Annotated in this window: 12 protein-coding genes and 1 pseudogene; 5 read left to right on the top strand and 8 right to left on the bottom strand. The window is 61.5% G+C overall.

The window, feature by feature from the left end; translation table 11 throughout:
- The 6 genes and pseudogenes from ABY948_RS06465 to ABY948_RS06440 all read right to left on the bottom strand — a co-directional run.
- A partial coding sequence (locus ABY948_RS06465) for an Hpt domain-containing protein (RefSeq protein WP_461481702.1) occupies window positions 1-3,301 on the bottom strand: 3,301 nt, incomplete at its 3' end.
- Window positions 3,302-4,123 carry a CheR family methyltransferase gene (locus ABY948_RS06460; RefSeq protein WP_461481701.1) on the bottom strand — a complete coding sequence of 274 codons (822 nt, stop codon included), beginning with the start codon at window positions 4,121-4,123 and terminating at the stop codon, window positions 3,302-3,304.
- 439 nt (window positions 4,124-4,562) lie between these two features.
- Window positions 4,563-6,698 (bottom strand): annotated as a pseudogene (locus tag ABY948_RS06455) (methyl-accepting chemotaxis protein); the annotation flags it as partial.
- Window positions 6,699-6,767: 69 nt separating this feature from the next.
- Window positions 6,768-7,307 (bottom strand): chemotaxis protein CheW, encoded by a 540-nt coding sequence (locus ABY948_RS06450; protein ID WP_461481700.1) that lies wholly within the window; start codon window positions 7,305-7,307, stop codon window positions 6,768-6,770.
- Window positions 7,308-7,327: 20 nt separating this feature from the next.
- On the bottom strand, window positions 7,328-7,690 hold the full coding sequence (locus tag ABY948_RS06445; RefSeq protein WP_461481699.1) for a response regulator: 363 nt from the start codon (window positions 7,688-7,690) through the stop codon (window positions 7,328-7,330).
- Window positions 7,668-8,123, bottom strand: a complete 456-nt coding sequence (locus tag ABY948_RS06440; RefSeq protein ID WP_461481698.1) for a response regulator — start codon at window positions 8,121-8,123, stop codon at window positions 7,668-7,670. The genes ABY948_RS06445 and ABY948_RS06440 overlap by 23 nt, the downstream gene beginning before the upstream one ends.
- A gap of 237 nt (window positions 8,124-8,360) precedes the next feature.
- Between ABY948_RS06440 and gshB the strand changes: the two genes are divergently transcribed.
- Genes gshB through ruvX form a run of 4 tightly spaced genes read left to right on the top strand, consistent with a single transcriptional unit; the run spans window position 8,361 to window position 11,278 of the window.
- Window positions 8,361-9,308 (top strand): glutathione synthase, encoded by a 948-nt coding sequence (gene gshB / locus ABY948_RS06435; protein WP_461481697.1) that lies wholly within the window; start codon window positions 8,361-8,363, stop codon window positions 9,306-9,308.
- The gene (locus tag ABY948_RS06430) at window positions 9,308-10,183 is read left to right on the top strand and encodes an energy transducer TonB family protein (RefSeq protein ID WP_461481696.1); all 876 of its coding nucleotides are present in this window, start codon (window positions 9,308-9,310) and stop codon (window positions 10,181-10,183) included. The genes gshB and ABY948_RS06430 overlap by 1 nt, the downstream gene beginning before the upstream one ends.
- A gap of 59 nt (window positions 10,184-10,242) precedes the next feature.
- Window positions 10,243-10,824 carry a YqgE/AlgH family protein gene (locus tag ABY948_RS06425; RefSeq protein ID WP_461481695.1) on the top strand — a complete coding sequence of 194 codons (582 nt, stop codon included), beginning with the start codon at window positions 10,243-10,245 and terminating at the stop codon, window positions 10,822-10,824.
- Window positions 10,808-11,278, top strand: a complete 471-nt coding sequence (ruvX, locus tag ABY948_RS06420; protein ID WP_461481694.1) for a Holliday junction resolvase RuvX — start codon at window positions 10,808-10,810, stop codon at window positions 11,276-11,278. Before ABY948_RS06425 ends, ruvX begins: the two co-directional genes overlap by 17 nt.
- A gap of 3 nt (window positions 11,279-11,281) precedes the next feature.
- Here ruvX and ABY948_RS06415 read toward each other — a convergent pair whose 3' ends face one another.
- Both ABY948_RS06415 and ABY948_RS06410 read right to left on the bottom strand, forming a co-directional pair.
- Window positions 11,282-12,424: a PilT/PilU family type 4a pilus ATPase gene (locus ABY948_RS06415; protein WP_461481693.1), complete on the bottom strand. Its 1,143-nt coding sequence runs from the start codon at window positions 12,422-12,424 to the stop codon at window positions 11,282-11,284.
- Between the two features lie 75 nt (window positions 12,425-12,499).
- Complete coding sequence (locus ABY948_RS06410) at window positions 12,500-13,534, bottom strand: type IV pilus twitching motility protein PilT (protein ID WP_461481692.1); 1,035 nt, start codon at window positions 13,532-13,534, stop codon at window positions 12,500-12,502.
- Between the two features lie 71 nt (window positions 13,535-13,605).
- On the opposite strand from ABY948_RS06410, the gene ABY948_RS06405 reads away from it, so the two are divergent.
- Window positions 13,606-14,156: YggS family pyridoxal phosphate-dependent enzyme (locus ABY948_RS06405; protein WP_461481691.1), on the top strand; the 551-nt coding region annotated here is incomplete at its 3' end.

Raw genomic sequence — 14,156 nt, 5'->3', positions numbered from 1 at the left:
CTTGTTCGACTTGTTCGACTTGTTCGACTTGTTCGACTTGTTCGACTTGTTCGACTTGTTCGACTTGTTCGACTTGTTCGACTTGTTCGACTTGTTCGACTTGTTCGACTTGTTCGACTTGTTCGACTTGTTCGACAGCAGCTTGAGGCATGTCGGCAGTCGAGGGAATCTCCACCGCCACAGGGGCCTCGGGCGCAGCCGTGGCGAGATCGCCCAGCGCCTGTTGCAGGGCGTCCGCAGGCACTTGCAGATCCTGATTGGCGGCGACCGCATCCACCATCGCCAGCAGGGCATTGTGGGCCTCCAGCAGGGTGGCGATCAGCGCATGCTGCGGCGCCCTGGCGGTCTCGATGATGCCGTTGTAGGCCGCACCGAGCTGCCGGGCGAGCTGGCCCATGGCGATCGCACCGGCACGCTCAGCGGCCTCCGCCAGTTGCGACAGTTCATCGCGGAACAATCTCAGCGGCGCATCCTCGCCGGGCAGTTGCCGCCATTGCTGGATACCCTGATCGGCATCCAGCAGCGGCTGCATGCCCTCGGTCATCAGCAGGTTCAACAGTTCGGGGTCGACCCGGAGTGGCTCTTTTCCGCCGCCGCCCAGAATGTGGGCCATGGCGCGATCCCGTAGTTCCGAGAGGCGCTCCAGAAACTCGGGTAGCTCGGGAATATCCTCGACCCTGCCCTGGCTCTGCAGCACGGACAGGGACAGGCGACTGTAGGTGGTGGCATCCTCCAGCAGGTCGACAATGTCCCCGTCGACATTGAGCTGGTAGGTATACAACTCCTTGATAAAGTGTTCCAGCGGAGTCGCCAGATCGCCAATGGACTCCACCCCCGCCATTCTGGCACTGCCCTTGAGGGTGTGCAGGGCACTTTGCAGGGCACTGCTCGGCGGCGTATAAACCGGCGCCTCCTGGCGTTGTTCCTGCACAAACTGGCCCACCACCGCCAGATGCTCGGCCGCTTCTTCCGCAAAGATGGTCAACAGCTCCAGCTGCTCGGCATCGACAGCGGGCGGTGTGACTGACAGCTCAACACTCAATTCAGGGGCATCGGCAGAAGTGCCGTCTTCGGCCACCGCCACCGGATTGGCTTCGGCCAATGGCAACGCGGCCTCTTCGCCCACGGCCAGCGCCTCCGCGGCCACGATCAGCTGGGCGATATAGCCCGCGCGAGCCGGGGGCTGTCGCAGGCGGAAAGACTCGGCCAGCTCGGGAATCGCTTCGCGGCCGAGATCCACCAGGGCCATCAGTGTGGGGGTCACGACCACCCGCTTTTCCAGTACCCGGTTCAGCAGGTTTTCCTGCGCCCAGGCCAACTCTCCCAGGGTTTCGGCGCCCAGCATGCGGGCACCGCCCTTGAGGGTATGGAAGGCGCGACGAATTTCTGTCATCGCCGCGTTGCTGTCCGAGTTGTCTGTCCATAGCTGGTACTGCTCCGCCATCAGCGCCAGCACCTCGGCCACCTCCTCCAGAAACACCTCGACGATCTCGTCGTCGACGGCTTCTTCCGGTTCCCCGGCGACCACCTCCGGCACTGCGGGCTCGGCCTCGACGGGCGGAACGATCTCAGGATCAGTCGGCGGTGTTGGCATGGCGGCGGAACCGGGCTTGCCCGTGGCGGTGACCGGGAAACCCAGCTTGGCCACGCCCTGCTCCGCCAGGGACAGCACCATCTCCTCGGAGGCTTCGTCCCGCTGATCCATCACATCGAGATAGTATTCAATACTGGTCAGGGCTTCCGCCAGGGCGTCCAGCATGTTCCAGTTGGGCACGCTGTGCTCTGCCAGCACCTCTTCTTCCAGGTAGCGCTGGCAGGATTCCAGCACCCTGGCGGCCCGGGGTAATTCCAGCACGCGCAGCGCGCCGCGCACCTCGGTGAGCAGCCGGGCAACACCGTCGAGTTTGTCCCGCTGCCAGCGGGAGGCGATGAAGTCGACGATGATTTCCTTGATCTTTTCCAGGCCGGCTTGCGCTTCCGCCAGCAGGGTCGCCTGGGCGCGGTTCACTTCGACCTGCATTTCGCTGCTGATCGCGGCACCCTCGATCAGCTGTCGATTTTGCTCGAGCCAGCCGTGCAGGCCATTCTCGGCCGCCACCAGTTTGTCGGCCATCGGCAGCAACGCACTGCGATCTTCCGGATTCTGGCGATAGTTCAACCACTGCACCCGCGCCTCGTCCACCTGCCGGCGCTGATCGCCCCGGCCGAGCATCGCCAGCGAGTCTGAGATGCGTTTCAGGCGCTGGTCGCTGTCCGCCACCAGGTTGCCGTCCGCCATGTGGGTGTCCACCAGTTGCGCCAGGGCTTCCTTGAGCAGGGCAAATTCCTCAGCCAGCGCCGCGACCATGATCTGGGCGGCATCGGGCTGGTAGAGCGGTGACAGGCCGTCGCCGGCAGCCTGCATCAGCACATCCGGCAGCGCCTGGTCGAGGTGAAATTGCTGCCTGACCAGCGAGGCCCTGGGCCCGTCACTGCGGGCGTGGGCAATATAGAACAGCAGGTTTTTCAGCAGCACTTCCGGCAGCGGCTGTGACAGGCCGTCGTAACCGGCCTGGGAGAGGCGGCGGATTTCCCCCTCCAATTGCCGCAGCAACTTCTGAACGGCCTGGCCGAGGGGAATGTCCTTTGCCGCAATACCCTCCAGCAGCGCCAGCACCACCGTCCACAGCTGCTCCCTGGGCATACCCTTGCTGAGTTCCCGGAGACGGGAGAAAACCTTGTCCAGATAACCGAAGTTTTCCTCGGTTTTTTCGCCCTTGACCACCCCCATCAGCGCGTACTGGTACATCTGCCGCAATTTGCGCAGCAGGTTGGCCATGGCCACCGGGTCCGGCTGGCGATTGTAGGATTTGCTGAGCTGCTGGCTGGCAATCATCTGCGGAAAGAAATACGCGGTTTCCGACACCAGTGGCTCACCCTGGACAGCGCGCAGCTCGTTGAGCAACCACAGCAGGGTCTCAGGCTGGTCGCGGCGGCTGGTCAGCAACTGGCGCAGATAGCCCGGCAGGCGGATGAAAGCCTGGACCAGCACTTCACAGGCCTCGGCAATGGCAACGATGCGGTTGTCGACCAGCCGCTGGGCCACCCGCTGCATTTCTTCCGCCAACAGCAAGGGGCCGTGACATTCGGCCATCAGCAGCGCCCCATGCACCTGGTGGAGCAGGTCGAGGCAGTGGCGCATGGACACATCATCGCTGTTGTCGGCCAGAAAAGCGCCCAACTCGGTGGCGGCCTCGTCGAGGGTCGCCGCCACCTCCGTGGTCAGCCAGGACAAGCCCTGCAGTCCGCCTTGTGCGTCCATCTAATACTCCAGCCCGCTATCTTTGCCGCGCACGAACACCAGCGCCTCGCTGCAACGATCCCGCTGCATTCCGGGTACCGCTCGAGACAGGTATTCCCCCGGTCCCAGCACCAGGCAACCGCCCGGCTTCAGGCGGCTGGCCAACCTGGCGACCAGGGCGTCGCGCCGCTCATGGCCAAAATAAATCAGCAGGTGCTGACAGAAAATGACATCCATGTCGCGGGCCTCCGCCGGCCAATCGCGGTCGACCAGATTGTGTAGCACAAACTGCACTGGGCGGCGCAGCGACGCCTGTAGCTGCACCCGACCGTCGCCCAGCGTCTGAAAACCGGCGCGTTCCGGCGCTGTCAGGTCGGACAGCGCCGCCGCGCTGTAGGTGGCGGCACGGGCCTGTCGCAGCGCTGCCGCGGAGATATCCGTGGCCAGAATCTCGAAGCGGCTAGCGGGCAACGCCTGCTGCGCGGTGATGACCATCGAGTAGGCCTCCTCACCGCTGGCACAACCGGCACTCCAGAATCGCAAAGGGGCAGCCGCCGCGGACGGCGCCCGCTCTGCCAGGTAACACGCCAGGAAATCAAAAGAGGGACGGTGTCGAAAGAATGCGGTCTCCCGGATCAGCAGCTGGTCGAGCAACCCCTGCCAATCGCCAGGCCATTCCCCGCCGGGGCGCGCGCCATCGTTGCCAACGCCATTCAGTCGGGCATTGAGGGTGCGGCGCATATGCCCTTCCCACGCGGGGGTGACACGAACGCCGGTTCGCTGCTCCAGCAGCCCCGCCCAGCGGTTGAATGCGCTATCCGTCAATGCCTCGTGCTGCTCCATGGGGTTCTCCGCAGCGGGATCAGGCCTGTTCTGGGGCTTGCGTCGGTTGTTTCGGGCCGGCACCCTGATCGGCACTGTCAGCTTCCTTGTCACCGTTCTTTGTATCCACATCATCCTCAGCGTAGAAATCCGCCGTCAGCGCGTCAAAATCCAGTTCGCTGTCCAGGTCGTCGTCCTGCAGCGACTTGAGCAGGGCGGCTTCGTCGTAATCACCGTAGTCTGCGGATTCCCCCGCCAGATCTTCACTGAGCTCATCCCGGGTTGCCTCGGCCTCTTTCAACATGGCGCCGATGTCTTCGGCCGCATTGGCAGGGGCATCTTCAGCAGCAGCTGCGGGCGTATCGGCAACCGGATGGAGCGCCTTGTCAATCAGGTCAAACTCGTCCTCGGTCAGCGCCGCGCCGCGCATGGGGCGCTTTGCCACTGCCGGCTGGGGCGCGGGTTCAGGGTTCGCCACGGCCTCGACCTCGGCCAGCCCGACGGTCTCTTCCTCGGCGGCGGCCGGCTCATCTTCGTAGGGGTACTCGTCGTAATCTTCGGGCTCCGGGAATTCATATTCTGACAGCGCCCGCTCCATGGACGCCGGCAACTTGAACCCCGACACCGAATTGCGCAGCTCCACCGCCAGTTCAGCCAGTTCGCCAATGGACTGGGCGGTGTTGTTGGTACCGGACAGGGTCTGGGAAGTGATGTCCTGAATCACATTCATGGTCCGGGACACGTGGCCGGCCGTGGTGGCCTGGTGTTTGGCCGCGGTGGAAATATCCTGAATCAATTCCGCCAGGTCCGCGGATACCGTTTCGATCTCCTCCAGCGCCACACCCGCCGCATGGGCGCGCTCGGCACCCTTCACCACCTCGGAAGTGGTCTGCTCCATGGAGCTGACCGCTTCATTGGTATCGGTCTGAATGGTCTTGACCAGCGCGGCGATCTGCTTGGTGGCCCCGGCGGAGCGTTCCGCCAGTCGCTGCACCTCGTCCGCCACCACCGCGAAACCGCGGCCCGCATCACCGGCCATGGACGCCTGGATGGCGGCGTTCAGGGCGAGGATATTGGTCTGATCGGCAATGTCGTTGATCAGCGATACGATGTCGCCGATCTCCTGTGAACTCTCCCCCAGCCGCTTGATGCGCTTGGAGGTGTCCTGGATCTGCTCGCGGATGGTATCCATGCCGCCGATGGTGTTTTGCACCACCTCGGCGCCCTTCTTGGCGATCGACACGGATTTTTCCGCCACGTTGGCGGATTCGGTGGAATTGGCCGAGACCTGATCGATGGTCACCGCCATTTCATTGATCGCCGCTGAGGCTCCGGCAATTTCCTGGGCCTGGTGCTCGGAGGCTTCCGCCAGTTGCAAGGCGGTGGCGCGGGTTTCGTTGGCGGCCGCCGAGACGTTTTCCGACGTGTCCTGGATCTGCGCCACCAGGATACGCAACTGGTCGATGGCGTAGTTGATGGAGTCGGCGATGGCGCCGGTGAAATCCTCGGTCACGGTGGCGTGATTGGTCAGGTCCCCTTCACCGAGGCCGGCAATTTCGTCCAGCAGCCGCAGGATGGCCTGCTGGTTCTGTTCGTTGTCGGTGGCGGAGTCCCGCAGCCGACGGCGGGTTTGGGCCGAATTCATAAACGCCATCAGGGTCATCACAAAGATGCCAAAGATGCCCGCGTAGAGCGCCCTGCTGTAGGTGAAGTCCCGGGTCTCGGGCAACTTGGCGATGGCGTCGGACATGGCCCCGAGCTGCTCCTGCAACTGTGGCGCCTTATCGAGAATGGTATTGGTGGCCTTGATGGCGCGAAACAGCGCCGGGGTGGCATCGAAAATTTCCTGCATCGAACTGCTGACAAAGGCGAACTGTTCGGTAATACGCGCCAGGCTACCCACCGCCGACGGCACGGTCACACGGCTGATGCCCATGGCCTGGTTGCCGTTTTTCATGGCGGACAGGACATCGCCAAACAACTTGATATCGCGGGCAAACTGTTCCGCGGCCTGCTCGGCATCGGCTCCCCCGGCGAGCATCCGGTCTACATTGCGGCCAATGCGTTCAGCCCGCCAGGACTGCGCCTGGGCAAAGGCGGACTGATCAGCAGGGGCGCGGTTGGCCAGCAGCACTTCCACCACCTGGGTGTGCTCCTGCTGCAGATCCGGCAGGGTGCGGTTGAGGGTGCGCGCAACCTGGTTGAGAAAAATCACCGGCTGTTTGCTGTCGATAATGGTCTGGGCATTCTGATGGGCCTGCATCCAGGCGCTTTCCAGGCCGCTCAACTGGGTGCTGTCGATCTCCACCTGCAGGTTGTGGCTGAGGCGCTCCCAGCTCTGCTGCATCTGATCCACCAGACCCTGCAACTCGCCAAAGGACTCCTCATCCCCGGAGGCGGATTCCCGCGACAGGCTCACCAGGCGGTAGGACTGGGCGCGCAGCTCGGACATCAACTGCAGACTTTGCTGGTCCATGGAGGTCTGCTTGAACACCACCAGCAGGTCGAAGCCGAGAAAGACCACCACCACCATCAACACCACGGAAAGGAACGTGATAAACGAGTTGGTCTTTGCTTTGTTGGTACCAGATTTCATTTCAATGTCACTCCGGGAAAGAGATAACCGCTCCACGGTTGATGTGCCAATACAGGTTGTGATGGCGGTTCAGGCCGCCACCTCCATAAAGCGATGGTCATTTAACAGCTGGCCGGGACGCAACAACACCCAGGCGCTGTCGGGCTGGACAAAACTGCCTTGCACATAGGGGACCAGCGCTTCCGGGACGAGGTCGGCGCGACGGCTGAACGTATCCACCTTGAAGTGACGCATACCGTATACCCGATCCACCGCCAGGCCGATAAAAATACCCAGCATTTCTATCACCACGACCCGCTGCACCTTGGGCGCTGCGGTCAGCCTGCCGCCGAGGAACTCCGCTAGGTTGATCACCGGCAGCAGTCGGCCGCGCAGGTTGGCCATGCCGATCACCCAGTGTTTCACCCTCGGCAAGGGGGTGTACAGGGGCATTTCAATAATTTCGATCAGCTCTTCCAGGGGCAGCGCCAGATTGTGGCCGAGCAGGGAAAAACACACCACTTTGCGGGTGGCGACAATATCCTGCTGGGCGGGCAGGTCTCGCGCATTTTCGGCATAGCGCTGCGCGAGAGAGAGAAGCACCTTGAACGGTGAACGCTGGCTGGTCATTCCTCGTCAGCAACCAGTCTTCAACTGATTACTTCCTTCAGTACACTGATCAGGCTTTTTTCACTCACCGGCTTGGTCAGATAGGCTTTGGCACCCTGCCGCATGCCCCAGACCTTGTCGGTATCCTGATCCTTGGTGGTGACGATAATCACCGGGATGTGTTCGGTCTCGCTGGCCTTGCTCAACTGGCGGGTGGTCTGAAAACCGTTCACGCCGGGCAGCACAATATCCATCAGGATGGCATCCGGCTGCTCCCTGGCCGCCAGCTCCAAACCATCCTCGCCACTCTGCGCGGCCAGCACTTCGTAGCCGTTCTTCTGCAACAAACCGGTCAGTTTGTGCGTTTCCGTGGGTGAATCATCAACGATCAATATTCTCGCCATATGCCCCCTCGCTTGGGATATCCTTGGTTGCGGATGCGGCGTCCGTGGCAGTTCTGTTGGAAAACTTCGCCAGGGCGTCAAACAGTTCAGTCTTGCTGAAGGGCTTGGTCAGGTAATCGTCGGCACCCACGATGCGGCCTTTGGCCTTGTCAAACAGGCCATCCTTGCTCGACAACATGATCACCGGGGTGTGCTTGAACTGGCTGTTGTTCTTGACCAGCGCACAGGTCTGGTAACCGTCGAGGCGGGGCATCATGATGTCCACAAAGATGACATCGGGATTGGTATCCGCAATTTTGGAGAGCGAGTCAAAACCGTCGGTGGCGGTGATGACCTCGCAACCGGCCTTGCTGAGCAGCGTCTCCGCCGTGCGCCGAATGGTATTGCTGTCATCAATTACCATCACTTTCAGGCCATTAAATTGTTCTTCCATACCTGTTCGCCCCGTTGTTTTGCGTTCTCTCCGGCCACTGGTGCCAGCAGAGGATTATGTAACACAATCACCCGGTTTTATCTATAACGGTCTGTTGTCACTGCTACCTGTACACAGTTTTCACACCTGACAGTTGCGCTGTCGGGTGGCTGCCCTTACCTTAGCCGATAAACCCGCCAGCCGTAATGACATCATAATGAACTTGTCGTTTTTCGTGGCGTGACAAAGGTAACAGTTATGACGAGAACTCTCGGGGTTGTGATGGACCCCATCAACGGCATCAACCCGAAGAAGGACACCACCCTGGCCCTGCTGCTGGCCGCCCGGCGGCGGGGCTGGCAGCTGATGTACATGGAACAGTCCCAGCTGGCCATTGAAAACGGTGAACCCACCGCCACCATGGCGCCCCTTGAGGTGCGGGATGACCTGCAGGACTGGTACAGCCTCGGCAGCGCTCGGCAACAGCCCCTGTCATCCCTGGACGTGGTGCTGATGCGCAAGGACCCGCCCTTCGACAGCGAGTACATCTACACCACCTATATTCTCGAGGCGGCGGAAAAGCGCGGGGTACTGGTGGTCAACAAGCCGCAAAGCCTGCGGGACTGCAATGAGAAGGTGTTTGCCACGCTGTTCCCGCAGTGCTCCCCGCCGCTGCTGGTGAGCCGGGATGCCGCGCACCTGAAACGCTTCCGGCAAGAGCATGGCGATGTGGTCTACAAGCCCCTCGATGGCATGGGCGGCACCGCCGTGTTCCGGGTGCGCCCCGACGACCCCAATCTCAATGTCATTATCGAGATGCTGACCAAACACGGCAGCCAGACCATCATGGCGCAAAAATTTATTCCCGATATCAGCAACGGCGACAAGCGCATCCTGATGGTGGACGGCGAACCGGTGCCCTTCTGCCTGGCGCGCATTCCGGCAGAGGGCGAATTGCGCGGCAACCTGGCCGCCGGGGGCACCGGCGTGGTCCGCCCGCTGACCGAGCGGGATCAGTGGATTGCCGCCCAGATTGGCCCGGTACTGAAGGAAAAGGGCATTCTGTTTGCCGGTCTGGATGTGATCGGCGACTACCTCACTGAAATCAACATCACCAGCCCCACCTGTGCCCGGGAAATCGACCGGGAGCAGCACACCGACATCGGCGGCAAGCTGATGGACGCCATCGCCAAGAGACTGGCTTAATGGCCGTCACCATCGAGCAGGTACGCCCCCAGGATGAGCCGGACCGCTTTGGCTTTTCACTGTTTCTGGCCATCGCCATTCACGCCCTGCTGATCTTTGGTATCGGTTTCAAGCTCTACCAACAACAGGCCCCGGCACCCACCCTCGAAGTGACCCTGGCCCAGCATCGCAGCGACCAGGCGCCGACACGGGCCGATTTCCTGGCCCAGCACAACCAGCAGGGCAGCGGCAATCAGCACCAGACAGAGGAGCTCACCACCGACCAACAGCCGGAGCTGATTGACAGCCAACTCAAGAAACTCGGCGCACAGCCGGTACCCATGCAACAGCGGGCCAGCCCGGGCGCGACACCGGTGATCAGCACCGTGGCGGACAGCACAGACCTCGCCAGCGACAAGCTGGAAAAAGACACCAGCGAGGCCAGTGAGACACCGCCGAAGACCGCCGCCACGCAACTGGAATTTGCCAGCCTCAAGGCCAAGCTGGACGAACAACAGCGCCTGTACAGCAAACTGCCGAAAGTGTTGCGGGTGACCTCCGCCAGCACCATGGCCGCCGAGCACGCCACCTACCTGCGCTACTGGATTGATCGCATTGAGCTGGTGGGCAACAGGAACTACCCGGAAGAAGCGCGCCGCAAAGGCCTCTACGGCGATCTGAGAATGGCCGTGACGCTGCTGCCGGATGGCAGTGTGGAAGGCGTTGAAATTCTGCTCAGCTCCGGGCAGCGGGTACTGGACCAGGCGGCGGTGCGCACGGTGCGACTGGCCTCACCCTTTGCCCAATTCCCCGCCGAAATGCGGCAGTGGGACAAGCTGGAAATTATCCGCACCTGGCGTTTTGAGGCCGGCCACCGGCTCAACACCTCCAACTAAATGCCCCGATCGACCATCACAATACTTGTTTTCCGCGGTACCGAGGCCATACTCCCTGTATGAGTGACAAAATGACTGGCCACGACTTCCAGAGCCTGGCCAACTACTTTCTGGTGGCCATGCCGGGGTTACATGACCCCAACTTCTCCCATTCGGTTATCTACGTCTGCGATCACTCCGAGGACGGCGCCATGGGGCTGGTGATCAATAATCCCCTGGAAATCCCCCTCAGTCAGATTTTCGAACAATTTGAGCTCAGCTACTCTCCCCGGGTGGGCAGCGAACCACTGATGTCCGGTGGGCCGGTACAGATTGACCGGGGCTTTGTGTTGCACCGCCCCGGGCAGCGGGAGTGGGAAGCCACCCTGCCCATTTCCAGCGACATCAGCCTCACCTCATCCCGGGACATCATCTCCGACATCGCCGAGGAACAGGGTCCCAGCGACATGCTGGTGACCCTCGGCTACGCCGGCTGGGGACCGGGACAGCTGGAAGAGGAACTGGCCCACAATGCCTGGCTCACCGTGCCCGGCGACGCCAACATCATCTTCGATGTGCCCTGTGAACAGCGCGCCCAGGCCGCCGCCGCCAAGATCGGTATCGACCTGAACCAGCTGAGCAGCAATGCCGGTCACGCCTGACGCAACGCCACCCATAAGGCAACCCCGCTCACTGCTGGCCTTTGATTTTGGCACCGGCCAGATCGGCGTGGCCGTGGGGCAGACCCTGACCCATACCGCCAACCCGCTGGCCGTCCTCAAGGCGCGGGACGGCATTCCCGACTGGCAGCAGATAGGGCAGCTGTTATCGGAATGGCAACCGGATCAATTACTGGTGGGACTGCCGCTGAATATGGACGGCAGTGAAAGCGATTTTTGCCAGCGCGCGCGCAAGTTTGCCCGCCGCTTGCACGGTCGCTTTGGCATTGCGGTGCTGATGGTTGACGAACGCCTCACCACCTTCGCCGCCAAGGGACAGCAGCGGGACCAGGGCAAACGCCCCGCCAGTTATCGCCGGCAACCGGTGGACGACCTGGCTGCGGCAATGATCCTGGAAACCTGGTTTTCGGACCCGTCCGCAGCGCTGGCTCCCTGACGACTAGAAGCGGTTAATGCGGTCGTCCCGATCCTCCTCCACCTGCAACTCGTCGGCGGCATTGGAGAGGTAGCCGGCATCGGTTTCCGATTGCAGCTTGATCAACAGCCGCAGATCATTTTTCGAATCGGCGTAGGTCATGGCGTCTTCGTAGGTGATCAGGCCCTCGTCATAGAGGCCGTACAGCGCCTGGTCAAAGGTCTGCATACCGAGCTCGGTGGAGCGGGCCATCAACTCTTTCAGTTTGTGCACCTCGCCCTTGCGGATCAGGTCACCGACCAGTGGCGTATTGATGAGAATTTCGATGGCGGCGCGGCGACCGCTGCCATCTGCCAGCGGAATCAGCTGCTGGGCAATCATCGCTTTCAGGTTCAACGACAGGTCCATCCACAGCTGTCCGTGGCGCTCGGCCGGAAAGAAGTGCTGAATGCGGTCCAGCGCCTGGTTGGCATTGTTGGCGTGCAGCGTGGCCAGCACCAGGTGACCGGTTTCCGCAAAGGTAATGGCGTGCTCCATGGTTTCCGGGGTGCGAATCTCGCCGATCAGGATCACGTCCGGCGCCTGCCGCAGGGTATTGCGTAGGGCCACTTCAAAAGACACCGTGTCCACCCCCACCTCGCGCTGGGTGACGATACAGCCGGCGTGCTGGTGGACAAATTCAATGGGGTCTTCCACGGAAATGATATGGCCGTGGGAATTGCGATTGCGGTGCCCGATCATCGCCGCCAGGGAAGTGGACTTACCGGTGCCGGTGGCGCCCACAAAGATGATAATGCCCCGCTTGGTCATCACCAGATCGTTGAGAATCGGCGGCAACAACAGCTCTTCGACGGTGGGAATAATGGTTTCAATGCGGCGCAACACCATGCCCGGCTCATTGCGCTGGTAGAACGCACTGACCCGGAAACGGCCGACACCCGCGCGACCGATGGCGAAGTTGAGTTCTTTCTTGTCGCGAAACTCCAGGCGCTGTTTTTCATCCATGATGCTCTCGACCACCTGGTGGGCCTTTTCCGGCGTCAACGGTGTCTTGCCGACCGGCAAAATCACGCCGTTCACCTTGATACTAGGGGCCACACCGGTGGTGATAAACAGGTCGGAGGCCTGCTTCTCGACCATCAATTTCAGCAATACGTCAAAATCCATTACCTTCTCCCAAACTCGAGCTCTCTAACCTTTACCCCGGCAGCAATCTGACCGGGCTGCGCCCTGTGCGTAAAACTAGAATTCGTCCGGCATTTTGGCCTTCTCTTTGGCCGCTTCCCGGGTGATGACTTTCTGGCCAACCAGACGGTGGAGGTTCTGGTCCATGGTCTGCATGCCGTAGGAGGCACCGGTCTGGATGGCGGAATACATCTGCGCGATCTTTTCTTCCCGGATCAGGTTGCGAATGGCCGGGGTGCCGATCATGATCTCGTGGGCGGCGATCCGGCCGCCGCCGATTTTCTTCATCAGGGTCTGGGAAATCACCGCCTGCAGCGACTCCGACAGCATCGCCCGCACCATGGATTTCTCAGCCGCCGGGAACACGTCGACAATCCGGTCGATGGTCTTCGCCGCCGAGGTGGTGTGCAGGGTGCCGAACACCAGGTGGCCGGTTTCCGAGGCGGTCAGCGCCAGGCGGATGGTCTCCAGGTCGCGCATCTCGCCCACCAGAATAATATCCGGGTCTTCCCGCAGCGCCGAGCGCAGTGCCTCACTGAAACCGTGGGTGTCGCGGTGCACCTCGCGCTGGTTGACCAGGCACTTCTTGCTCTCGTGCACGAATTCGATCGGGTCCTCGATGGTGAGGATGTGCTGGTAGCGGTTTTCGTTAACGTAATCCACCATCGCCGCCAGGGTGGTGGATTTACCGGAGCCGGTGGGTCCGGTCACCAGCACCAGGCCGCGGGGCAGCATGGAGAGATTGCGGAACACCTGGCCAAAGCCGAGATCTTCCAACGTCAACACCCGCGAGGGAATGGTCCGGAACACCGCCGCCGCGCCGCGGTTCTGGTTGAAGGCATTGACCCGGAAGCGGGCCACGCCGGGCACTTCAAAGGAGAAGTCCGTCTCCAGAAATTCCTCGTAGTCCCGGCGCTGCTTGTCATTCATGATGTCATAGACCAGCTGGTGAACTTCCTTGTGCGCCAGCGGCGGCAGGTTGACCCGCCGCATATCACCGTCAATCCTGATCATCGGCGGCAAACCGGCGGAGAGGTGCAAATCCGATGAACCCTGTTTGACGCTGAATGCCAGCAATTCCGTAATATCCATGAGTCAATCCTGTAATTCTGGGTTAACCTACCGCTCTCCCGGGAGCAGCAGGACGGGCCTTGAGCAAGTATATGCCTACTATAGCCGACAATCTTCACCGAGTTCACCGCCAGATTCAAACCGCCGCCCTGTCGGCGCAGCGCGACCCCGCTGACGTTCACCTTCTGGCAGTGAGCAAGGGCCAGCCCGCCGCAGCCCTGCGCGAGTGCTATTTGGCAGGCCAGCGCGCTTTCGGCGAAAACTACCTGCAGGAAGCGCTGGACAAACAACAGGCCCTGCAGGATCTGGCCGATATCCGCTGGCATTTCATCGGCCCGATTCAGGCCAATAAAACACGAAAAATCGCCGAGCAGTTTGACTGGGTTCACAGTATTGACCGCCTGCGGGTGGCGCAACGGTTAAGCGCCCAGCGCCCACCGGGACTGGCGCCACTCAAGCTCTGTATCCAGGTCAATATCGACGCTGAGGAGAGCAAGGCCGGCGTCGCCCCGGACGAGCTCGACGCCCTGGCGAGCGCGATCGCGAAACTGCCCAACCTGCAACTGCGGGGCCTAATGGCCATCCCCCGCAGCCGGGATGACCTCGAGCGACAACGACAACCTTTTGCGGCACTTGCGACCCT

Source organism: Porticoccus sp. (assembly GCF_041592135.1).
Taxonomy (GTDB): domain Bacteria; phylum Pseudomonadota; class Gammaproteobacteria; order Pseudomonadales; family Porticoccaceae; genus Porticoccus.
Note: the sequence above shows the minus strand (reverse complement) of the source record. Positions and strands in the feature narration are given on the sequence as shown.